Annotated in this window: 17 protein-coding genes; 12 read left to right on the forward strand and 5 right to left on the reverse strand. The window is 42.9% G+C overall.

Going from position 1 to position 22,933, the window contains the following annotated elements; genetic code table 11:
• The first annotated feature begins 2 nt into the window (after positions 1–2).
• Positions 3–1,091, forward strand: a complete 1,089-nt coding sequence (locus tag OPS25_RS11600; protein ID WP_265617888.1) for a methyl-accepting chemotaxis protein — start codon at positions 3–5, stop codon at positions 1,089–1,091.
• Positions 1,092–1,461: 370 nt separating this feature from the next.
• On the opposite strand, the gene OPS25_RS11605 is transcribed toward OPS25_RS11600, so the two are convergent.
• Complete coding sequence (locus OPS25_RS11605) at positions 1,462–1,749, reverse strand: YebG family protein (RefSeq protein ID WP_265617889.1); 288 nt, start codon at positions 1,747–1,749, stop codon at positions 1,462–1,464.
• Between the two features lie 403 nt (positions 1,750–2,152).
• Between OPS25_RS11605 and OPS25_RS11610 the strand changes: the two genes are divergently transcribed.
• The 4 genes from OPS25_RS11610 (at position 2,153) to acnA (ending at position 12,267) form a co-directional block, all read left to right on the forward strand.
• On the forward strand, positions 2,153–6,151 hold the full coding sequence (locus OPS25_RS11610) for an ATP-binding protein (RefSeq protein WP_265617890.1): 3,999 nt from the start codon (positions 2,153–2,155) through the stop codon (positions 6,149–6,151).
• Between the two features lie 37 nt (positions 6,152–6,188).
• On the forward strand, positions 6,189–6,878 hold the full coding sequence (locus OPS25_RS11615) for an SOS response-associated peptidase family protein (protein ID WP_265617891.1): 690 nt from the start codon (positions 6,189–6,191) through the stop codon (positions 6,876–6,878).
• A gap of 135 nt (positions 6,879–7,013) precedes the next feature.
• The gene (locus OPS25_RS11620) at positions 7,014–9,407 is read left to right on the forward strand and encodes a carbohydrate binding family 9 domain-containing protein (RefSeq protein ID WP_265617893.1); all 2,394 of its coding nucleotides are present in this window, start codon (positions 7,014–7,016) and stop codon (positions 9,405–9,407) included.
• Between the two features lie 145 nt (positions 9,408–9,552).
• Positions 9,553–12,267 carry an aconitate hydratase AcnA gene (gene acnA / locus OPS25_RS11625; protein WP_265617895.1) on the forward strand — a complete coding sequence of 905 codons (2,715 nt, stop codon included), beginning with the start codon at positions 9,553–9,555 and terminating at the stop codon, positions 12,265–12,267.
• Here the strand turns inward: acnA and OPS25_RS11630 are convergent, their stop codons facing one another.
• Complete coding sequence (locus OPS25_RS11630) at positions 12,268–12,603, reverse strand: DUF3392 family protein (RefSeq protein ID WP_265617897.1); 336 nt, start codon at positions 12,601–12,603, stop codon at positions 12,268–12,270. It abuts the gene before it with no gap.
• Between the two features lie 131 nt (positions 12,604–12,734).
• Between OPS25_RS11630 and OPS25_RS11635 the strand changes: the two genes are divergently transcribed.
• The 4 genes from OPS25_RS11635 (at position 12,735) to rplI (ending at position 14,878) form a co-directional block, all read left to right on the forward strand.
• The gene (locus OPS25_RS11635) at positions 12,735–13,604 is read left to right on the forward strand and encodes a DMT family transporter (RefSeq protein ID WP_265618415.1); all 870 of its coding nucleotides are present in this window, start codon (positions 12,735–12,737) and stop codon (positions 13,602–13,604) included.
• 153 nt (positions 13,605–13,757) lie between these two features.
• On the forward strand, positions 13,758–14,165 hold the full coding sequence (gene rpsF, locus OPS25_RS11640; RefSeq protein ID WP_265617898.1) for a 30S ribosomal protein S6: 408 nt from the start codon (positions 13,758–13,760) through the stop codon (positions 14,163–14,165).
• 11 nt (positions 14,166–14,176) lie between these two features.
• Positions 14,177–14,404: a 30S ribosomal protein S18 gene (gene rpsR, locus OPS25_RS11645; protein WP_073316739.1), complete on the forward strand. Its 228-nt coding sequence runs from the start codon at positions 14,177–14,179 to the stop codon at positions 14,402–14,404.
• Positions 14,405–14,425: 21 nt separating this feature from the next.
• A complete protein-coding gene (rplI, locus tag OPS25_RS11650; protein WP_265617899.1) occupies positions 14,426–14,878 on the forward strand; it encodes a 50S ribosomal protein L9 in 453 nt (150 codons plus the stop codon).
• A 41-nt stretch (positions 14,879–14,919) separates the two neighbouring features.
• Here the strand turns inward: rplI and OPS25_RS11655 are convergent, their stop codons facing one another.
• Entirely contained in the window at positions 14,920–15,978 is a 1,059-nt protein-coding gene (locus OPS25_RS11655) for a sensor domain-containing diguanylate cyclase (protein ID WP_265617900.1), read from the reverse strand.
• A gap of 1,020 nt (positions 15,979–16,998) precedes the next feature.
• Between OPS25_RS11655 and OPS25_RS11660 the strand changes: the two genes are divergently transcribed.
• Genes OPS25_RS11660 through OPS25_RS11670 form a run of 3 tightly spaced genes read left to right on the forward strand, consistent with a single transcriptional unit; the run spans position 16,999 to position 19,070 of the window.
• Entirely contained in the window at positions 16,999–17,574 is a 576-nt protein-coding gene (locus OPS25_RS11660; RefSeq protein ID WP_268741455.1) for an RNA polymerase sigma factor, read from the forward strand.
• Positions 17,561–18,064 (forward strand): hypothetical protein, encoded by a 504-nt coding sequence (locus OPS25_RS11665; RefSeq protein WP_265617901.1) that lies wholly within the window; start codon positions 17,561–17,563, stop codon positions 18,062–18,064. The genes OPS25_RS11660 and OPS25_RS11665 overlap by 14 nt, the downstream gene beginning before the upstream one ends.
• A gap of 16 nt (positions 18,065–18,080) precedes the next feature.
• The gene (locus tag OPS25_RS11670) at positions 18,081–19,070 is read left to right on the forward strand and encodes a DUF4097 family beta strand repeat-containing protein (RefSeq protein WP_265617902.1); all 990 of its coding nucleotides are present in this window, start codon (positions 18,081–18,083) and stop codon (positions 19,068–19,070) included.
• 98 nt (positions 19,071–19,168) lie between these two features.
• Here the strand turns inward: OPS25_RS11670 and OPS25_RS11675 are convergent, their stop codons facing one another.
• Positions 19,169–20,917 carry a tetratricopeptide repeat protein gene (locus OPS25_RS11675; protein WP_265617903.1) on the reverse strand — a complete coding sequence of 583 codons (1,749 nt, stop codon included), beginning with the start codon at positions 20,915–20,917 and terminating at the stop codon, positions 19,169–19,171.
• The gene (locus OPS25_RS11680; protein WP_265617904.1) at positions 20,910–22,580 is read right to left on the reverse strand and encodes a tetratricopeptide repeat-containing diguanylate cyclase; all 1,671 of its coding nucleotides are present in this window, start codon (positions 22,578–22,580) and stop codon (positions 20,910–20,912) included. The genes OPS25_RS11675 and OPS25_RS11680 overlap by 8 nt, the downstream gene beginning before the upstream one ends.
• Positions 22,581–22,933: the final 353 nt, after the last annotated feature.

Raw genomic sequence — 22,933 nt, forward strand, 5'->3', positions numbered from 1 at the left:
ACATGCTCGTACTTAAGTCAACATACGAAGAAAAACTCGAAGAATTAAATGCGCTTAAGCGCGAACAAGCCGATTTAGAAAGCCGCCTTAAGCAGCTTGAAAAAGAAAACGAAATGCTGGCTGAAGAGAATCAGCAGCTACATGCTGCGACGGGCAAAAGTGGTCATTCTGTATTGACGGAGTCTATGCTGGATGCGCTTTCGCAGATCGAAGGTATCCGTGACACGGTGCTCAGTGCATATCAACATATCGAAAACGAAAGCGATTCAATTGAAAATATTAACGTGCTGTTTTCAGAGTCATCCACCGCACTTTCGCAAATTTTGAAGGACATGGATCAGCTCAGTGGCAAGATGAGTCATATGAATGAGCGAATTTCTGGTCTGTCAGACACTGCAGATAACATCAACAAATTCGTCAGTACGATAACCAGTATTTCAGATCAAACCAACTTGCTAGCGCTTAATGCTGCGATTGAAGCCGCACGTGCGGGTGACGCGGGTAGAGGCTTTAGCGTGGTTGCCGACGAAGTACGGGCTTTGGCAAACGAAACTAACAAATCTGCTAATGAAGTTGCCGAATTGGTACAGGGTATCATTCAATCAACCCGCGCAGCGGTTGGCTCGGTAACAGAACTGCAAACCAATAACACACATTTGGCAGAAGGTGTAGGCAGTTTAAACAAAGCTTATGACCAAATGGTAACTCATTGCACTAGTATGAAAGATACTATCCACCGCGGTTCACATGAAACCTTTATTCAAACGGTTAAACTGGATCATGTAGTGTGGAAATCAGAAGTCTATGCTGTTATTCAGGGGAGTAGCAACAAGTCACCTTCTGATTTTACTGATTCAGCTTCATGTCGATTAGGTAAGTGGTATAAAGAATCAGTGAATAAACCTATCTCAAAATCGGACGCTTTCTCAAGGCTAGAGCGTCCACATGCAAGTGTACACACTTCAGGTGTAGCAGCCATGAAAGCTCATCAGCAACAAGATGTTGCGCTTAGAGACAAGCACCTAAACGAAATGGAGCAAGCCAGTTCGCAAGTTATGTCTTTATTGGACAGGTTAGCGAACGACGGTTAATCCATCGTTGAGTAATCCTGAAGCCCCTCATTGCAGGGGCTTTTTCATATCTACTAATCAATCAAAATCCATTGCTTCAATCAAACGAATTACTCGCGTAAATTGAACTTTAAAACGTAAAACACCATTATGATACCAGTCTTAGATAATTAACGACGTCACCCCTAATCTACGCTAAAGTTCGCACTTAGACACGGCAACTGGGTTTTCAAACCCTTCATTTACTACTCTCATAGGGCATACCAGTATCTGATCATACAACCGTATCGCTATAAATAAAGTGAATGAATAGCTTGATCTGAATATTTAAATGGCGACGTTTATGCGCTAAATGTCCTTTATGCCAACTTATTTAATTTCATCTAATGGTTTACCCATTCGCCTTAAGCTTGACCACCTCAGCCGCATCTATTTCTAATACGGATTCAGCGTTTGCCCCTTTAAGCAACTTGGCAACACTGTCTTTGTGCTTCGCCAACATGATTGACAACTCTTCGGTAACAGCATCATCCAACTTAATGCCTTTGGCTTCAATAAATGCGGCTAGGTTGTCAGCCGTATCAAGCATCTTATCAAACTGATCCGCTTCCCTCTTATCCGTTGTCACCAGCTTCTCCACCCCTTTATGTGTTACCACGTATTTGATTGTAATCGCCATGAGTTACCTTTTTTCTTGGAAAGTGTGAGAGTAGATTAGCAGAAGAGGCTGTATAAATAAACAGTTGTTTTGATGGGGTATAAGTTAATAGCCAGTAACTTACTGGCGAAAGTAGTGTATTACTTCTTTACGGGGCGTTTAGGGGGTTTGGGTGGTCCAACCGCTATTGTTCTCAATAAATTTTCTGAAGACATGAATATAGTTATAGCGTGATGGCCTCCATATACTTCCCCGGTTTCCTTTTCACTGAGCTCGAATAGTTTATTTGCTTTTTCTGGTTCGCAAATTTCCATGTGTAGTTTATCCCTTATATTGATTTGATGAATAGAATCTGATATTTCTATCAAAAGCTAGCGTATACTGTCCAAATTATCTCTCATAGCAGTAATACGGAAGACAAGGAATGTCAAAAATGAGACGGGTTGTACAATTTTTAATTTTTAAGATTATCTTGGCTCATTGCGCGTATGTCGCTGCAGGTTCCACCAATACTTTGAGTACGACCCACTCTTTTAAAGAAATGATAACAGGGTCCCTGCTATCCATCGAGTCCACAAAAAATGGGATCTGGTTAGGCGGAGAAAATGGGTTATACGGAATAGTTGGTAAGCAGACTTATCATTTTTGCGCAAAAAAAACGCTAATAACAAAAAGTTATATTTCGGCCCTTAAGAGTATCGGAGAGCATGAGTTACTGGTGTCAGTTTTTGGTAACGGCCTTTTTCGCTTTGACACTATTTCTCACCAATTCCAGCAAATATCACCTCATCTGGAGGACCTAAAGTACGTTTGGGACATTGATCTCAGCGGAACCAATATCGCAATTTCCACAATCGATAATATTTATCTACTAGACGCGCAAACCCTCGCAGTCACTAAAAATCTTAAAGAAAGCGGCATAGTTGTTGGAGACAATGTTCTGAATCTCCAGTTTTCTCCCTCAGGTGATACGTTATGGTGGATAGATCGCAAAAAGGGATTACATTCCTACGCCTTAGATTCGTCCGCTTGGTTGTTATTTGGCATTGAACGATACTTCAGAAATACGAGGGAGTTAACTTCGATTTTCGTCGAAGAAGAGAATGTCTATATAGGCACGGATAATTCATTAAAAATATTTGACGTAAAAACGAGTGAAATTACCTCGATTTCCCAAAGACCGGATGAGAATTCTAAGGTTGTTTCGCCAGTTCGTTACATTGCAAGGGACAATAAAGATAATTTGTGGGTAGCTGCTGAACGATTGTACCAATTCGATAAAACTTCATCGAAGTTAATCTCTCCTGCAAAGCAATATCCTCTCTTTGAAAGTCAAGATTTGGGGGAAATATATAAAATTGAAATTACGAATAAAGGCGATATCTATGTATTAGAAGCGAAAAACGGCTTAGCAATATTACCTGTTTTATCCGGAGCTGTTTCTTATGTAGGTGGTGAAAAAAACTTGATTTCAACATCTATAGACTCCGCTTTATTCACATCAGACGATGAGTTTATCTTCTCTACAAAAAGCCAAGTAGGATGGTATAACTCATTAGATAAAACCTATCGTGGAATAGATGTTGGTACCCCCAAGCAATTAACTGTAATTGCAGGAGATGCAAATGCGATAACAGCAGCGGACGATAGTGGAGCTCTGTTTACAATCAATCGTGACGGCGATACTCGCAAAGCTGATTCACCGTTTATAATGCAAACAGGGAAGATACTTCAGATAGAGAAAGATCCCCAGGGTAGGCTCATCTACATTCATGAAACTGACGAAAAAGATTATTTAATTCGTCATGCTAAGTATGGAGATGAAAAGCTTCTCACTGGTTCAATATATACTTTCCAGCGTTCTATTGGTGAAAATATTTATGTGGCTGCCCACGGTCAAGGCATTTATCGTATTCAAAAAAACGGTGTCACCAAGAAACTTGCGCAAAAATATAACTTCGACGTAAGCAGCATCGACTGTATTTTTGTAGACTCAAAAAATAATTTATTCGTTTGTACATCTGGCAATGGTTTGATGAAGTATTCAAAATCTTCCGACCAATTCAAGAGAGTACAGGCGATTAAATCAAATTATATTAGGGCAATCTCCGAAATCAATGCACACGTGTATTTATTGGCTACCAATATAGGATTGTTCTATTACGATGCCACCCGGAGTCGATCTTTCCGCCTCGGTTCTGAATTTGGAATTCCTGATACCGATTTCGCGTACAAAGGAATTTATACGTCGAAGACGCGGACTTTAGTGGTCGGGGATAACCTAAATTATCTGATTGATAATCAAAAATTGATCGATTCGATTGAAGAAACCGCTCAGAGAATCAATCACGTTATTATCTCTTCCTTTTCTGCATTCGATGAAGAAACGAATCTTCTAAAGCCCATTAATTCACGGTTTTATGAGGCAATAAAATCAGGCGAGAAACTTGAATTGAGCAATGACGAATTCATGTTCGAATTGGGGTTGAGCGTGGCCAATTTCCTAGAGCGTGAGCGCCTTCAAATTGAATATCGACTGCGTGGATTGACAGAGGAATGGACTCATTTCTCTGACTCCTCGGCTCAGATCGTTTATTCATCTTTGCCTTTTGGCAACTATATATTTGAGACACGGGTAGTTGATGCACGAAGTGATGCAATTCAACCTATCTCTAAATTAACGATCCGCGTCCTGCCGCCCTTCTGGCTTTCTCCACTCGCTTTTATTGTTTACCTTTTAGTATCGAGTGTCACTGGGTTAGCGCTGTTTCGACGCTACCGTCGCAAATTAGCAGTTCAGGCAAATGCGTTACATGACACAGTAAATGGAAGCCAGTGTCTATCTTCAGATAATAGTAAAACGATCCGTAGCGCCTTAGAGCAAAAACAACGATTATTTACCAATATTTCCCATGAACTTAGAACTCCGTTAGCGCTCGTCCTGGGGCCGTTAAAACAGGTAAAAGGTAAACCTAATGATAGGGAGAATCCTCAGCGTCTTGCACTTGCCTTAGATAATGCTGTTAAATTGGAAAAGCTGGTCGATCATCTGCTGGAAATTGAGCAAGTTGAAAGCTTGTGTGAAAACGAACGAAAATCCTACGATATCAAAGCAGATATACCGGCGATTTTAGCAAATGTCAGACCTTTGGCAGATTACAAGCAGCAGGAGTTTGTGAGCTCAATTCGGGGGAAAGGACGAATTTCCCTGATTGCCGATTCGTTAGAGAAAATTTGTCATAATCTGGTATCTAATGCGGTTAAGTACACCGATACACATGGAAAAGTAAAGATTGATGTGACATGTCAGGAGTTACATCTGGTTATTAAAGTCTCTGATACAGGATGCGGTATCCCTGAGGAGGACGTCTCACGGATTTTTAACCGCTTCGCCCGTGGTAAACATGAAACGGAAGTGGTTGGTTCGGGGGTTGGTTTAGCGTTAGTTAAAGAGTTGATTTTAGCGAATCAAGGGTGGATTGACGTCTCCAGCAGAGAGGGTAAAGGCAGCATATTCACGGTCTATTTGCCATTGCACTCAACGTCATTTCTGCTAACTGCATCTATCAGTCAACAAGCGCAAAGTCCAAGAGTTTTAGCGTTACCAAAACCCAGCGACCTACCAGAAAACAAGACAGTGATTCTGCTGGTTGAAGATAACGAAGACATGCGCGCATATCTTTATTCACTTTTGAAACAAAAATATACGTGTTTACTCGCTCGTCATGGTATCGAAGCGATGAGTATTGTAAAAACTGTCACGCCTGCATTGATTATCACAGATTATATGATGCCTGTTATGGATGGTCTCACACTGGCAGACAGGCTCAAGGCGAAGGAAAATTTCGCGCATATTCCTATTATCCTGTTAACTGCGAGGGGGGATAGCGTAACGCAGACCAAGAGTCTAAATGCACGCATAGAACACTGTCTAATCAAACCGGTTACCGATGAAGCGCTAATGTTGCGCGTTGAGAATTTGCTGGAGCAGCGACAACGTCTGCGAGATTCGCTTCTAGCCTCTGCGGAATCTGACCATGCTAGCGATGAGTCAGCTGATCTTCCTTCCTATGAGTGCGATAAGGATCAGGCATTTTATGCGAGGTTTATTGCTATCGTGGAGAAATTTTATCAAGAGGAATCATTTAATCGTGCGCAGGCAGCAAGTGAATTGGCTGTCAGTGAAAGACAGCTAAACCGAAAACTCGCTTCGCTGCTTGAATACAATTTCACAGAATATTTAAAAAATTACCGATTGAAAAAGTCAAAAGCATTATTACGCAGCGGGCAGCAAATTACGCAAATAGCATTAGATGTAGGTTTTAACTCTACAAGTTATTTTTCCTCTCGTTTCAAAGCAATGTACGGTATGAGCCCAAGTCAGTACCAAGAAATGCATATTGAAGAGAAAAAGCGTGCATAATCAGGTAGGCTAAGTAAAAAAACACAAGGCAACAAGCATGTGCGGATTCATCCAACGCGTAACCGACAACCCCACCATTATTGATTTGCTGGAAGAAGTAGGGTTGGGTGACTTGGTGCCTCATTTCGCTGCACAATCTTCTTCCCTGCTAAATTTTTATCCTGCCTTTGGCGGTAATGCTTCACGGCAGATCACGTCACTGATTACTGCACCCGATAACATCATCGATGCCACCTGGTGGTTCGATTGTCAAAGCGATGGTGACAGTTTAGCTATCGGCAAGCGCACGACATTTAACGCCAGAAATTTAGAGAGTGGCTTTTGGCGTACGGCGCTTAAACGGCATCGCGGCATTGTTCTGGCTACTGCCATTGGCGAGTCTAACCCAGTTGGGAAGAGTAAGCAGCACTATTTTATGCAGGGCCGGCGAGCATTTATGCTAGGGGCGCTATATCGATCTTTTGACAATGGAAAGTACGCATGTGCCGTTATCACACGGCCTCCTCATGAACGCTTCAGTAATTTTCATGAGAAATCTTTCCCATTTTTCTTACCCTTCGATAAAGATTTTATCCAGGACTGGTTGTCGGGGGAGCCATTACATCCGGCTTCGACGCAGGAGTTGGAACAGCCAAAACTTCATGTAGATCTAGAGGTTACGCCCGTTAAAACGTTTAAAGCCGCTGAGCCCACGGGGCCAGCCCATTTGCTGGAGGCAGACATATAACCCCTATTGGCACCCAGCGGTAAAAGTTTATCTTCTCTGCTAATCGCACTTTCGAGGTAAGTCATCGCGAAAATAACCCATTATTTCAAAATTTTGGCATACTTCGCCCGCATTTTAATTTTGAGGAAGCGAAGTATGCTTATACGCCTGAGTGCGATTCTGGCCTACCTTTTGATTTCGGCAGCAAGCGCAAGCGAACCAGCCCCTGATACGTTACCTGATACGGACTCACCAAAAGACCAAACAGAAATAGAGCATACTGAATCAAGGTCTGATAATTTATTTGGAAAGGATGAGCTTAAACAAGCGTTTGTCCCCTTTTTAGATGGGGCCATTGCAGTAGATGCGAAGCTGGATGAACCTCAATGGCAACAGGCAAACCACTTCACCTTAGATTTTGTCACCCAGCCATTCGATAATACGGCCGCACCAGTGAAAACCGATGTGTACGTATTTGAAGACGGAGAAAACCTCTACGTAGGATTTATCGCACATGATCCTAATCCCGCAGAAATAAGTGGCTTTTATCGTGACAGAGACAAAATCTGGAGCAATGATCTTGTTGGCCTCAAGCTAGATACATTCAATAACGAGCGCTTGGCTTATCAGTTTTTTGTTAATCCTCACGGCGTTCAGGCTGACGCTATTGAAAATGAAATGACCAAATCGGAAAGTGATAGCTGGAATGCCATCTGGAACTCCGCAGGTCAAATCACCGAGTCAGGCTATGTAGTTGAGCTAGCTATCCCATTACGAGCGATGAATTTTGACGAACAAGCAGACCGTAAAATTTGGGGAGCAGAATTTGTACGTTTTTATCCACGCGAAGAACGCTTCCGAATTTCCAATTTACCCTTTGATCGTAATAACGAGTGTGTGTTGTGCCAAATGGGAGAGATTGAAGGGTTTAATAACGCCACGCAGGGCAATAATCTCGCGATAATCCCCACCTTGGTGCTGGGCACAGGTCGAGAACGAGAGGTATTTGCCGATAAAGACTGGCAATCAGTCGATAATCAGGAGGTGGGCGTTGATGTCAATTGGGGTATTACACCGCAAATGTCGCTACAAGCCACGCTAAACCCTGATTTTTCTCAAGTAGAAGCCGATGTTGCACAAGTGAGCATCAACAACACGTTTTCGTTATATTTCGATGAACTTCGCCCATTTTTTGTGGAGAATGCAGGGTATTTCTCATCTAATCAGAATCTGGTTTATACCCGCAATATCAGCAATCCCGACTACGGCGCAAAACTGACAGGGCAGACTGGGGATCATACATTCGGTGTGTTTGTCGCAAACGATGAGAACACACAATTTATTGTGCCGGGCAATTTGAGTTCGAGTGTGGCATCGTTAAAGTCTGAGTCAGTCAACAGCGCGCTACGTTATCGATACGATGTTGATGAAGACTTTTCGGTCGGTTGGGTTTCTACCCTTAGAGACGCCGACGATTACCATAATTATGTTAACGGGGCTGATATTAAATATCGTTTCACTAACCAAGATACATTACGTGCACAGTATGTCATTTCTGATACTCAATATCCGTTCCTATTACATGAAGATTTTTGTGCGAACGATTGTACCCGTCCGTCAGATAATAGTGAGATTGCCTTGCGAACGCGTAAAAACAACGCTTTCATGGGTGAGTCATGGCGGGTCAATTATATCCATCAGGAGCGTGATTGGTTTTTTAAGGCGGATCACTTTGCTAATGACAGTGACTTTCGCGCTGACTTAGGGTTTGAATCTAAGACAGACTTCCATAAATCCATTGTGGGTGGCGGATACATGTGGTGGAACGACACTGGGTGGTGGAATCGAATTCGCCTGAACGGTGACTGGGATATCACCCATAACGATAAAGGCGAATTACTAGAAAGAGAGGTAGAAGCATACTTGAGTTTGCGTGGCACATACCAGTCCTACTTTGAAGTAGGTCATGTGAAGCGTGAACGGGTAGGGTTGCGCCACGATCCCTCTACGCTTGCCGTGCAGGGCAATACCGATTTGTTTAATGAATCCTCAAATAGCGTTTACGTCGAGACTCGTCCTAGCTCCTTGCTTTTCTTCAGTACTTTCACTCGCTTTGGCGATCAAATTGATTTTGCTAATAATCGCTTAGGCAAGCAGCTATATGTGGAGTCACGTATGGACGTGAATATTGGTAGTCACGCTCAGCTCAGCGCCCGCCAAATCTACAGCGATTTGGATGTGGCGAATGCCAAGTTATTTATCGCGCGTATCAGCGATATTCGTTTAACCTATCAATTTGATGCCCGACAGTTTTTGCGCTTGATAATGATTTATAACAATACCTCTCGTAATCAAGCGAATTACCAAACTGAGGTCGATGCTTTTTCGCGCAACCTTGGCGCTCAGCTGCTTTATTCATATAAGGTAAATCCCTTAACGAAGTTCTTTGTAGGGGTTGGCACAGCTGCTACAGAAGCGCCTAGTCTGGACGGATTACAAGCTTACGAACAATCTATTTTTATGAAATTCAGTTACGCCTGGCTTCAATAGAAGATTATTGCCTGCCCCAACGTAATCCTTGTCATTGAGGGTGAACTTTTTAAGTCGCCCTCTACGTACCTATCTCAAACTCTTATTCTTACCGTGCGACACGCAATCCGTGTCGTGATGGCAACCTATTTCGAAAGGAGTCCCTGTGAGTTATCAAAAAATCGACACCTTAAATGTCAATAATAGCGATTATCAGATGGTCAGTTTTGACAAGATAGCTGACCGCTATGACATTGACCGACTACCTTTTTGTATCAAGATCCTGCTTGAAAATTTGTTACGACACGAGCAAGACGAGTTTGTAGAAAAAGCAGACATCGAGGCGGTGGCTAAGTGGGATACAAGTATCGACCTTACGCAAGAAATATCATTTGTGCCGGCCAGGGTGATTTTGCAAGACTTCACCGGGGTCCCTGCTATTGTAGATCTGGCGGCTATGCGAGATGCCATGCAAAAACTAGGAGGGGAAGGAGAAGCCCTTAACCCTTTAAGCCCCGTGGAGCTGGTGATAGATCATTCGGTGATGGTAGACTTTTTTGGCGCAGAGGATTCCCTGGAGAAAAACACTTCACTAGAGATCCTGCGTAATAAGGAACGCTACCAGTTTCTCAAATGGGGACAATCTTCTTTTGATAACTTTAAGGTAGTCCCTCCTGGTAGAGGTATCGTGCATCAGGTAAACCTTGAATATCTTGCCCGTTGTGCATTCAGTAAGGTTGAGGGGGATAAGCGTTGGGTATATCCCGATACGCTGGTGGGTACCGACTCACACACTACAATGATAAATGGCTTAGGCATCTTAGGATGGGGCGTGGGGGGGATCGAAGCCGAAGCAGCCATGCTTGGCCAGCCTGTAAGCATGTTGGTGCCAAAGGTCGTAGGCTTCCGGTTATCGGGGCGTTTACCCACAGGGGTGACCGCTACTGACATGGTATTAACTATCACGGAACAACTGCGCAACCACGGGGTTGTAGGCAAGTTCGTAGAATTTTACGGCCCAGGTATTAAACACCTGACGGTAGCTGACCGCGCTACGATAGCTAACATGGCGCCTGAATACGGTGCGACGTGCGGCATCTTTCCGGTAGACAGTATGACAATGGATTATTTGCGTCTTACTGGACGCAGTGAAGAACAATTAAATCTGGTGGAAGTGTATGCGAAAAAAGCCGGCCTATGGCACGACGACCACACCAAAGATGCCGAGTATCATGAAGTCCTTGAATTAGAGTTAAGTGAGGTGGTGCCTTCAATAGCAGGACCTAAGCGCCCCCAGGACAGAATCAAACTGAACGAAGCGGCCAAAGCATTCCATGACTGGTATCGCGAACAGATTGATGTAGAGGTAGTAGACGAAAAGACTGATTTTGTCGCAGAAGGCGGGGCAACCCCAGAAGTAGACGAAGAGCATGCCTCATTTGTAGAATTTCAGGGTAATAAATTTAATCTCGAAGATGGCGCAATCGTTATCGCCGCCATCACCAGTTGCACTAATACGTCAAACCCTTCTGTCTTAATGGCTGCCGGCTTGTTAGCCAAAAAAGCCAGGGAGGCAGGGTTATCCTGCAAGCCTTGGGTGAAAACCTCCCTTGCGCCGGGGTCGCAAGTGGTCACTCAATATTTGGAAAACGCTGGGTTAATGGCACCGTTACGAGAATTGGGTTTTAATTTGGTGGGTTATGGCTGTACAACGTGTATAGGTAATTCAGGTCCTTTGCCAGAGCCTGTCTCGAACGCTATTCGGCAGGCCAGGTTAACCGTGACTTCAGTGTTATCCGGTAACCGTAATTTTGAAGGGCGCATTCACCCCGACGTGGCGGCTAACTATCTGGCTTCGCCACCACTGGTAGTGGCATACGCCTTGGCGGGCAACATGAATATTGATATCACTTCTGAACCGTTGGGTAAAAACAAGGAAGGATCGCCTGTATATTTGAAAGATATCTGGCCCACAGAGGAAGAGATTCATCAGCACATAGCGCAATTTGTGTCGGCTGATTTGTTTAAACAGAAGTATGCCGATGTATTTAAAGGGAACGATGTGTGGAACGAACTAAACGTATCGGCTAGCGCCGTGTACGACTGGCCTCAATCCACTTACATCAAACACCCACCGTTCTTTGAAGGAATGGGCGCGCAACCCGATCCTATTCACGCCATTGAAAATGCTCGATGCCTGGTAAAAGTGGGCGATTCTATTACCACTGACCATATTTCTCCCGCTGGCGCAATTGCTCCTGACAGTCCCGCTGGGGAATATTTGCAGGAGCACGGTATTGAACCAAAAGACTTTAATTCCTATGGTTCGCGCAGGGGGAATCATGAAATAATGATGCGAGGAACTTTCGCCAACATAAGACTGAAAAACCAGCTTGCTCCAGGCACCACAGGTAGTGTCACCACCCACTATCCTAGTGGAAATGAGATGTCGATATTCCACGCTGCTATGCGCTACAAAGACGATGGCGTGGCCACCATTGTCATTGGCGGAAAAGAGTACGGTACCGGTTCTAGTCGTGACTGGGCTGCAAAAGGGCCATCGTTGTTGGGGGTTAAAGCGGTACTGGCAGAAAGCTATGAGCGTATTCACCGCTCAAATCTGATTGGTATGGGTATATTGCCATTACAGTTTAAGCCAGGTGATACCGCTTCGTCTCTGGAACTTAAAGGGGACGAACGCTTTAGTATTGAAAAAGTAGATCGGGGCCAAAAAGAGGTAAAAGTCACCGTTCAGGCATCGGATGGTCAAACCCGGAGTTTCAATATGGATGTGCGTATCGACACCGCCAATGAGTTTACTTACTTTGAGCATGGCGGCATTTTGCAGTACGTGATTCGCCAGTATTTGCAAAAATCTTAATCACATATACCGTCTGCGCTCGGCCATTATGCCGAGCGCAATAAATACCACGATGAAGCCGATTCCTTGCCACATCCACGGCAGAAACTTAATGATGTGCAGCACTAAGGGAGCCCCGTACAGCGTTAAAGCCCCGTAACCAAACGCACACACGAGCACGAACAGTGTGGTTCTGATAACAAAGTGATACGGTGCAAAGAGGCGTTTAAGGTGGCCATTGATGACATCACCATAAATGACTAAAAGTGTAGCCATTACCATCAAACTCATTTCAGGAAAATAAGCGGATAGCGCTTTGCTGATGCTGGCTAAAAAAGAATAAAAAGGCGCTAGCATGGCTTCGTCTCGCAGTACTCATTGAAAGGCGAGAGTGTAAAGCCTAATCACATTATAAAAAAGACACTTGTTAACCATAAAGGTTTTGCTACCCTGCACGGCAATAAATCATCGCGTGGTAAATATTTATGATCGGTGAAACTGCTGCTTTGGTTACAGCAGTGTGTTGGGCTGTCGCAGCAAGGATGTTCAGAGTATTGGGAAGCTCTTTTTCTCCGCTGGCGCTGAATTTTTGGAAAGGCATACTGGCAATGGGGCTGTTGCTGATCATCACGCAAGGGGTAATGCCACCGGTGGCATTACCGGCAAGTGCTTACGCCTGGCTGATTCTGAGCGGCATCATTGGTATAGGCCTTGGGGATACTTTTTTCTTTAAGGCGCTTAATAAGATCGGCGATAGTCAGACATTGCTTATCGCCGAAACGATGGGTCCAATTGCAACTGCATTACTAGCTATGGCGTGGATTGCAGAGTGGCTAAGTTGGACGCAATGGCTGGGTATTGCCATTATCATTGTTACAGTTGATGTCATTATAAAACTACACAAGCGAACGCAAATGCACTTATTTGCACCCAGTGGGTACGTGTTCGCAGCCCTTGCTGCATTATGTCAATCGATTGGGGCAGTAATTTCGCGGGATATGTTAACTGCTTACGAATTGGATGCTTTCAACGCAAGCCAGATTCGACTGGCGGGTGGCATGGCGGTGATTGTGGTGCTTATGTTAAGTATGCGTCAAAACTGGCTACCAAAGTCCGCTAACTCGCGAAAACTTTGGGGATACTTTTTTCTTGCCACCCTCATCGGCACATTTGCAGCGCTTTACCTGCAGATGGTGTCGTTTACTTATACTAAGGCGGCGGTGGCAGAAACTTTATTCGCTACCAGCGTTGTTATCTCGTTGGTGGTAGCATTTTTTACGGGAGAACGGGTAAGCCAGACGGTGTGGATCTGGTCACTCGTAGCATTATCGGGCGTGGGCATTCTGGTGGTCACATAACATTTTTAATTTGGCATAAGAACCACATTGATTAATCCTTGTGCTTTTCTTGGCAAGTCTATATAATGCGCGCCCTTACAGCTACAACAACTTCGTTCCTTGTCTCTATGCAGCTTGGCTGTGCTGTGGAGACTACAACCGTAAGGAGCAATAATGCGTCATTACGAAATCGTATTTATGGTTCACCCTGATCAGAGTGAACAAGTACCTGGTATGATCGAGCGTTATACCACTATTCTGAAGCAAGACGATGGGCAAATTCATCGTTTAGAAGACTGGGGCCGTCGTCAACTGGCTTACCCAATCGAAAAGCTTCATAAAGCACACTATGTACTTATCAATGCAGAAGCCACCACTGAAGCGGTAGCTGAGCTAGAGAATGCATTCCGCTTTAACGATATTATCCTGCGTAACATGGTAATGCGTACTAAGTCTGCGGTCACTGAGCCTTCTCCTATGATGAAAGAAGAGCGTCGTGAGCGTCGTGAAGATTCTGCTCCTCGTACAGAGCGCACTGAGCGTTCAGAGAAGCAAACCGAAACCACTGAAGACAACGCGTAAGGAGAACTATCATGGCTCGTTTTTTCAGACGTCGTAAGTTCTGCCGTTTTTCTGCAGAAGGTGTGACGGAAATTGATTACAAAGATATCGCTACGTTGAAAAACTACATCACCGAAAGCGGTAAGATCGTACCTAGCCGTATCACTGGCACCAGTGCAAAGTATCAGCGTCAGCTTTCGAGCGCAATCAAGCGTGCTCGTTTCTTGGCTTTACTGCCTTACACTGATTCACACAAGTAATTGGCGAAAGAGGACTAGCAAATGGAAATCATTCTACTAGACAAAATCGCCAACCTTGGCGGATTGGGTGACCAGGTTAACGTTAAATCTGGTTTTGCACGTAACTTTCTTTTCCCACAAGGTAAAGCCGTTCCTGCAACTAAAGTTAACGTTGAAAAATTTGAAGCTCGCCGCGCTGAACTTGAAGCAAAAATTGCTGATGAGTTGAAAGCTGCTGAAGGCCGTGCTGAAAAACTAAACGAACTAGGCGAAGTGACTATCGCGGCACCAGCTGGTGACGAAGGTAAGTTGTTCGGTTCTGTTGGTACACGTGATATCGCAGAAGCAATTACTGCTGCTGGGGTGGAAGTGGCTAAGTCTGAAGTTAAACTTCCTACTGGTACACTGCGTGAAACTGGCGAATATGAAATTGATATTCAACTTCACTCTGATGTAATGACAACGATTAAAGTTATTATTATCGCTGAAGCGTAAAATTAGCAATTTCGCAAAAGCCGCTCTGATGAGCGGCTTTTTTAATTCAGCTTTCTTTCGCTGCGCACAGAAGTCATTTGGTGTGCAAATCTATTCTCAACCATGTCATTACTCCTTACCTCCTTTTTAGCGCGTTTTCGTTCGTACATCCGTTGATCGGCTCGTTCGATAAGTACTGATAGGAGACGCCCGTCGTCAGGAAAAATTGCCCCGCCTATACTGGCATCCAAAGGCAAGAGGTTACCTTCAAACGGTAGGTCATCATAAAAATGCTCCCTGATCTGTCTCTGAAGAGGCTCTAGCGCATCTTGCGCCAGTAAATTGTTAAGGATTACCCCAAACTCGTCCCCTCCCAAGCGAGCGATGCAATCGGCGTAAGGTAAAGCGTGGGTCAGTCGAGTAGCGAATTCTGTAATTAACTCATCCCCTGCCCGATGCCCGTAAGAATCATTAACCAGCTTCAGGTTATCCATATCAATAATAAGAATACCAAATCTTGTTTGACTATCATGGTTGATACTAAAAAGGGCTCTTAGCTGCTCCATAAATACAGAGCGGTTGGCTAATCCAGTCATCTCGTCCCGTCTTGCCAATTGTAAAAGCTTATCCGCAGAAAGTTGCTCGCAAAAATAGATAGCTGCCGCCACTTGTTCAGAGAGAAGGTTAAGCAAAACTAAATCTGTTTTTTTAAATGCAGCCAATTGTGTCGACATAACCTTTAGCACACCAACGGTTTTTGTTTCATGAATTAAAGGAACCACCAACATAGAGGCAATGCCAATCGCTTTTGAGGCCTTTTTATCTACTAGAGGGTGGTTAGTCGCATCGTTACAAAATAACGCTTTAGCGGTGGTGACGCAGTGTCCGGATAAACTGGCATCCACCTCTAAATGCATGCCAAGATGGGAGGCTGCGATCCCGGAGGCCGCGCGATAAACCATCAAGTTTCCTTCTCTTAACTCAATAACAGCGCCATCTGCTTTAAGTAAATTAAGCAGACGTTTAACAACTAAATTCATTACAGAGCTAAGATCCATGCCTACTTTGCTGACATCTCGCTGAATTGCAATAACTTCGAATAGTTGGACTTGAGTGGGCATAACTCCTCCAGTGGATATGAAAACAAATAGCCCGTGGGCGACAAAACCCGTTCCCTTTCGTCCAATATGTCGGGTGAATAACACGGATTATGTTCCCTACCATTGAGATTGCACAAAAGCAGTACAAGGTAAGGTAAATCTATTGCTCGTTAACTCAATCAGTGCTTTGCACGTTACCCGTTTTACCGGGATAATCTCTCATGCTTATAGCTAAAATTAGTTAAGTATAAAGTATCTAAATTTAATACTACTTGACCGCTAAGTGTGATCAGCGCGATACGGGATAGGGTAAAAAGGAATACTCAAATTACTCCTCACGCTACGCTATCACGGGTAATCACTCGTACGTTAAAAATCCAAGAACTGTGACGTATGTTCGCTTTTTAATTTATTCAGACCGACTATCTTCGCAGTAGTCTTGCTGCACACAACCCAGTCTGATATCTATGATAGTGACAAATATCATTGCCTATTCGAAGCCTTTAGCAAGCGCCTACAGTATACGCTTTTGTATTCTGTGTTTGGAAAGGGGTCATTATATTTCATTGGATGTGACGGCGTGCGACCAAACGTAATCACGCTAAGCGCAAGTAGGTGATGTCAGGTCTTCTGTATCAAAAAATACCGCCTGGTAGCATAACTCGCTGGCTATTTAATCATAAACACACTCCGCTAACTCGTTTGACGATAAAACACTCCCATTGATTGATTTATCAATTTCCTTCCGCAACCTGTGGTATCGCATCTATTTAGTTCGGTAGCGTTATTTAGAATTATTTCGCGTTTGTATTTACCGCGGGCGAGCTCCGTCGGTGCATAGTTAAGTGAGTAAATAATATTATCTAATACACAGTAAGGCATAAAAGGAGAGGGCACTTATATAAACAGCAATTTTTGGAGAGGTAGCAATCTGATAAATAAGCTATTTTCGTTCATTAAATAAAAATCTTTTTTTCATTTTAAACCATCCTCGCGTAGGCTACGACTAACTACTCAACAAACCAATAATAAATAAGTGAAATGATTGAAGCTCAGGCGAGTGTAGTGGATGCCAGCGAAACTTTCTCACAGCAAAAAGAGAAATCGCTGATCCAAGCCGCACAAAAAGGAGATAAACATGCATATCATGCTCTATACGATTTGCATGTAAAACGGGTATATGCACTGTGCTACAGGCTTACAGGTGATCGCGCACTGGCAGAAGACGCCACACAGGAAGTGTTCATTCAGTTATGGCGAAAATTGACAAACTTTGATGGGCAGAGTCGCTTTACCACTTGGTTACACAGCGTGACCGCAAACGTCACGGTTTCGTACCTGCGAAAGCAAAGAGGCTGGTTTCAGCGGATGTTCAATATCGAAGAATCAGCCGCTGAGTATGAACAAGCTGAGTCTTCCAGTGCAGAGGTCGATTTGGAATCTTTCATAGTGCGACTGCCTGAGCGGGCAAGAATGGTTTTCGTATTACATGCAGTAGAAGGCTATCGACACGAAGAAATTGCCCACATGTTAAATATGGCAGTGGGGACAAGTAAGGCACAATTTCATCGAGCTAAGCAATTGATGAAAGAGTGGATGGGATATGGTGATGAATAACTTCGAACACGAATTGCAGCGACAACTTGATACGCTACCTAAGGAAAAACAGCCCCAACGAGATTTGTGGAAAGGTATTGAATTAAGTCTTGAAGCTGAAAACCCAGCTGAGTCACGCTCGGGTTTGCATGCTAAACACATTGCGCTGGCAGCCAGTTTTGCGCTGGTAGCCATGGTAAGCTGGTTTACATTTAAGCCTATTGAACCACAGACTCACGACAGTCTGACCGGTCAATCACTGGTAACCGCACTAAGTAACCAGCATCAACAACAGATGAATGCGTTATTAGTAAAGTTTGAAGGTCAGCCCGCGGTGACAGAAAATTGGCAGCAGCAATTACAAGAATTAGACAGTGCCGCTAACGCGATAAAAGCAGCGCTGGAAGAAGATCCTGACAATACAGCATTACTTAAAATGCTACAAAACGTCTATCAGCAACAAATGATGTTAGTTGAGCGAGTGCACGCGCCCAAGTGGCAGCAGATTTAAGGTAAAGGTGAATAAAATGAGTTTCATTAAAAATTATCCAATAAACCAAAGCGTGCAAAGAAAATGGACGCTGGGCATGGGGCTGCTTTTGTTAAGTTGTGTCGTAAATGCGGGGCAGAAAGTCGATCAAACGATGGACACCACAGAGACACCTTTTGTAAAAATTGAGCACATGAATGGCAAAGCAGTCTTAAAAGGCTGGGATAAAAGTGAAGTAAGGGTGACAGGCGAACTCGGGGATCAGACCGAAGACTTCGAATTTACAGGCAATAAACAGGAGGTTACCATTGAGGTTGAAGTAAAGCGGCACCGCAACGGTTGGAAATGGAATGATAACGCCCATGGTGACGATCTTACCATCTATGTGCCCTATGGTAGTAAAGTCAGTTACACGTCAATCAACGCATCCGTTAAAGTGTACGAAATATCAGGCAAGACAAACGTTGAAGTGGTCAATGGTAATATCGATTTGTACACGCTAACAGGCAAAGTGGATGTAGAATCGGTAAATGGCGATATTGACTTGCAGGATATTAATGCGCTGTTACGGGTAGCCACGGTCAATGGTGATATTAGCGGCAACCATATTGGCCGGCAAGAAGCACAATTTGAATCTGTAAACGGTGAAATTGATGTGACATCAAACAGCCCGGATTTCACCGTGGATACGGTTAATGGTGATATGAACTTAAAGCTTGCCGAAGTCAAGCAGGCCAGATTAAATACAGTGAATGGACGGATTGATGCATCAATGAATTTGCTCGACAGCGGCGATGTCAATGCTTCCTCAGTGGGAGGCCGAATTAAGCTTACGTTTCAGAAAAATGTTTCTGCACAGTTTGACATAGAAGCCCACGCGGGAGGCAGCATCGACAACAATATCAGCTCAGATAGAATGATAAAGGCAAAGTACGGCCCGCGCCGCTGGTTAGAGTTTACCCATAACGGTGGTTCCGCAAACGTCGATATTTCAACCGTGAGTGGTAGAGTTGTGTTGAATAACTAATGTTGGAGCTAATGAATTTATTAATTAGGTTTACGGTGCGGCTATCTTAAAATAGTCGCCTTTTGTTGCGTACGGAAATTTATGTTTAATTAAGCTTATTAAAGGATATTGAAGTCCCGTTGCTTTAACTGTCTTAAATACAACTTTATTTTTCTTCCAAACATAAAATTTCTGGGGAAAGGTATTTTAAAGTATCTTACAGGAAGCTTACTTTCAGAGTTAGCCTTATGCAAAATATCGTTTAATCTGTTGTTACAATCACGGGCGCTACTTGCACTGAGCTTTAAAACATAAGTTGTTTCGTTATATCTAGCTATCTTTTCATCAGATAAAAGTTGATATTTGCAATTTTTAATAAAATCGAAAGTAGACTCTTCATATTTTAGAAGATTTCTATCAATTCCGGTCTCTATAAGAACTAGAAAAAAATCTATCTTAGTCTTATATAATTTTATAGCGTTACTTTTCCAACTTGAGAAACTGAGCGTACCTGATGCAATGTCGTACATCGAATTGATTTTGGAATCTTTTCGTTCCGATAGTATATTTTTTAATGAGTAAAGTACGAAAACAAATAAAATTGCGAGAAAGATAAGCGCCGTAATTAGGGAGGCTTCTCTTAACTTGGTTAAAGATTCTGTCTTATTGAGATGGCGTATCTGTCTTTCATTAAGTTTGTTAATCAAATTTGTAAGTGCTTGGTAGGGAAATTTTTGTTCTCTTTCTAAGGATATTTCTACTGCCTTTTTAGCTATTTTTAATGCTTCAGAATAGTACTCTCTTTTTTCTAATATATTTTGTTCAATATTAAGATATCTAAGCTCCATACCCACATTTGAATAAGCATCCTTCAATTCACTTTTTGATAGCGATAGGTAACGCTCTGCTTTATTAAAGTCTCCTTTTTTATTAAAAATGTCAGCTAGTAACATATACTCAGGTGCATACCCTTCAAATCCGTCGTAATTTTTATTTTTCTGAATTATTAAAGCATCGTTTATTAGTACTTCAGCTTGATCCAATTTATTTGAACCAATAAGAGCCCTGGCAGTTGATATATAATTAATCACCAAAGAATAGTGATCTGCAGTTTCTCGGGAAGTCTTTATTTCTTCATATAGTAACTTTAGCGCGTCTTCACTTCTTCCAAGAGCAAGCAAAGGATGTATTTTGCATTGGGTGCTGTAATACTTCAGGTCAGAATTCTTTGCTCCCAATTCTCTTAGCATATGACAATATTGCAACGCGTCACTATGTCTACCAAGTCTGTTTAGGCTTACTGCAATATCAAAGTAAAGCGATTGTAGGGGATAGTCTATTGCTATTTCCGCATACTCAAATACGGGTGCCTTATCAAGCAGTTGGTACATTCTTACCAATGCAGAACTATCTCGAAAGTTGTTTACTTCAAATTCGACCAACCACGCCATGGAATAGCGGAATACCCTGGGCCACCTTTCCTTTTCAGCTATCGCAGCGTAACTTTCAAATTTTGCGATTTTTTCATCAATGCTTTCATCTGATTCGATATTTTTCTTAATCAAATATTCTAGAAATATAGCTGGATAGGTCTTTTTAAGATCCTCCTCATCCTGTAGTGTTATAAAAAGCTGTTCATTTCCCATATGAGAAAATCTAATAATGCTATTGTAAAAATATTTACCAATTGGGCTATTCTTGTCATAGATTTTCGAGTTTTCGAGCGCTTCGTAAACTTGGAAATGATCCAGTCTTAGAATCCTAGAGCGCTCATTTTCATAGCTCTCTTGGACGTTAGCATCACTGAAACTTGAGATAGTAATTAATTTAAGTAATAGGAAAAATATATATATTTTTTTATTACTCATATATTTTCTCTTTAAGTTTGTATTGGCATTCTTCTATTATCTTGAGAAGATTACTCCGTTCGTGAACCTGTGAAAAAGAGAATTCGTATCTGGCGGTATCGAAACTACAATCGTTGCTTGAATAATCAATACAGATACGCCGAATATGCTGTAGATGTTGATAGGCTTTACTATATTCAGTTTGTGGGAACCAAATCACAAAAGTAGTTCCACTATAACGACCTATAACACATCTCTTTCCTACATTCGATTTGATCAATGTCGCAATGTTTTTCAATTTATCCTGTTTAATTGCCATGTGTGGAAGATTGGAGACGTTAAATAGTGCTAATGAACCAAGTTTTTCTCGTGATAACTCCTTTTCAATTATGTTAAGACTGGCCCAGCTATTATAAACAGAGGTGAAAGGGTCAGCTCGGGAAAGGTACTCAAGCTGGTTCTTGGTTCGAGCCGCTTTATACACAATAATCAAACTGATGGTAAGTAAAATAGAAAGTATTATTATTAAAGCTTTGAGAAAATTATGATTATCATTATATGATTGTTTTTTCAGGATCAAATCTTCAATATTCTGTTCATCAAGTTTCGACGAGATCTGCTTTACCTTATCCCAAGGTATAGTAGGAAGACTTGTATGGATTTGATTATATAAATTATTGAAATGCGCTAGAGCGATTTTATAGTTGCCGCTTGCCTCAGCAATCTCTCCCTGAGTGCGCAGTAACGCTCGAATATGGTATTTGCTGTTTTCCAATGACTCAATACTTTGTTCTGCATCAGAAGCAAATCGCGCGGCTTCTTCAGGGTTACCGTGTTTTAGATATACCTGTGCGAGTAAAAGTGAGATATTAAAGATGTCTTTTGCAGGTGGTGTGCCGGAAGCATTAAGCCGTTCATAAGCCTTTAAAGCAGCTTCTCTCGCCTCTTCCAATCGTTCTGTACCAAGCAGGGCTTCTGCGTGTAACCTCAATATAGTTAACGCATCAACATTATATTCGGAGGCGGTTAACAGCGGAAGCAGTATCTGCAACGAGGCTAAGGCGGTATCGTGCTGGCCTAATCTAATCTGCGCCCGGATTTCACACAACTTTCCCTGTAGCATTATCTCACTGGCTTCAGGCTGGGGAACTGCGATTTGCTGGCAGTAATCAAGTGACTTCTGATATTCACCCAAATAGTAAAGGGTCGCCGCCATATCCTGTCGCATAAGGACTAATGGATATTCAAAGTGGGTCCCGTTAAGCGCAATATCAGGCGCAAAGTCAATTTCTTCATACAGTCGAAATAGCGCGTGGCCGTAATTACCTGTCGCCATTTCCAATTCTACCAGTAAAGCCGTGAGCCAGCGTACCAGGCGTGCCCAGCCTTCCGCTTCAGCGTGAGACAGCAGCGTTTCAAGCGCTGTGATTTTTTCCGCTTCACTGCTATTGCTTAAGTAAGTTGTCAACACCTGATGTTCAGCGTGCAGATCTGGAAAGTCATTTTCCAACGTATTGATATCCTGCACAGTGAGAGGGGCTCCCAGCTGCTTATTGTAAAGCGAGACAATGGAGAAGCGGAAATACCGACCCAGAAGTGTAGTTGAATCAAAGGGGGCTAATTCTTTTTCGGCTAACTCGCCTGCTTGTACAGCATGCGCAAAAAGTTGCAGACGCTTAGTCACATATGTCTGTTTTTCAGCAGCAAAAATCGAAATAGAAAAGAATAATGAAAAAAATAAAACGAGACAGCGCATGTTAATTATTGTTATCGGCCAAGGCTGAAATATAACGCGGCTCCTGCAAGATTAATAGTGCAAATGCCATGGGTAAAGCTATATAATCAAACGTACATTGCCGCTCAGAGGCACTAAAGCTGAAATCATTTTATTGGTTTGTGAATTGTCGTAAAAACATATCTACAACCAGTCAATCTAAACAGATTATTATTCTATTGCTGTCATCTCTTTTAACATGGAAGTCGTAGATAGCGTTGAGCTTGATGATCTTATTCATTCGGGGCTTGCTGTGGCTAACC

This window comes from Alteromonas aquimaris (assembly GCF_026183695.1).
GTDB classification, from domain to species: domain Bacteria; phylum Pseudomonadota; class Gammaproteobacteria; order Enterobacterales; family Alteromonadaceae; genus Alteromonas; species Alteromonas aquimaris.

Bases quoted from the DNA above. Each gene is read 5' to 3' on its own strand.
- OPS25_RS11660 (WP_268741455.1), top strand. From the start codon at position 16,999: ATGATTGAAGCTCAGGCGAGTGTAGTGGATGCCAGCGAAACTTTCTCA.
- OPS25_RS11675 (WP_265617903.1), bottom strand. From the start codon at position 20,917: ATGAGTAATAAAAAAATATATATATTTTTCCTATTACTTAAATTAATT.
- OPS25_RS11610 (WP_265617890.1), top strand. From the start codon at position 2,153: ATGTCAAAAATGAGACGGGTTGTACAATTTTTAATTTTTAAGATTATC.
- rpsR (WP_073316739.1), top strand. From the start codon at position 14,177: ATGGCTCGTTTTTTCAGACGTCGTAAGTTCTGCCGTTTTTCTGCAGAA.
- OPS25_RS11655 (WP_265617900.1), bottom strand. From the start codon at position 15,978: ATGCCCACTCAAGTCCAACTATTCGAAGTTATTGCAATTCAGCGAGAT.
- OPS25_RS11620 (WP_265617893.1), top strand. From the start codon at position 7,014: ATGCTTATACGCCTGAGTGCGATTCTGGCCTACCTTTTGATTTCGGCA.
- OPS25_RS11600 (WP_265617888.1), top strand. From the start codon at position 3: ATGCTCGTACTTAAGTCAACATACGAAGAAAAACTCGAAGAATTAAAT.
- OPS25_RS11615 (WP_265617891.1), top strand. From the start codon at position 6,189: ATGTGCGGATTCATCCAACGCGTAACCGACAACCCCACCATTATTGAT.
- OPS25_RS11630 (WP_265617897.1), bottom strand. From the start codon at position 12,603: ATGCTAGCGCCTTTTTATTCTTTTTTAGCCAGCATCAGCAAAGCGCTA.
- OPS25_RS11665 (WP_265617901.1), top strand. From the start codon at position 17,561: ATGGTGATGAATAACTTCGAACACGAATTGCAGCGACAACTTGATACG.
- rplI (WP_265617899.1), top strand. From the start codon at position 14,426: ATGGAAATCATTCTACTAGACAAAATCGCCAACCTTGGCGGATTGGGT.
- OPS25_RS11670 (WP_265617902.1), top strand. From the start codon at position 18,081: ATGAGTTTCATTAAAAATTATCCAATAAACCAAAGCGTGCAAAGAAAA.
- rpsF (WP_265617898.1), top strand. From the start codon at position 13,758: ATGCGTCATTACGAAATCGTATTTATGGTTCACCCTGATCAGAGTGAA.
- OPS25_RS11605 (WP_265617889.1), bottom strand. From the start codon at position 1,749: ATGGCGATTACAATCAAATACGTGGTAACACATAAAGGGGTGGAGAAG.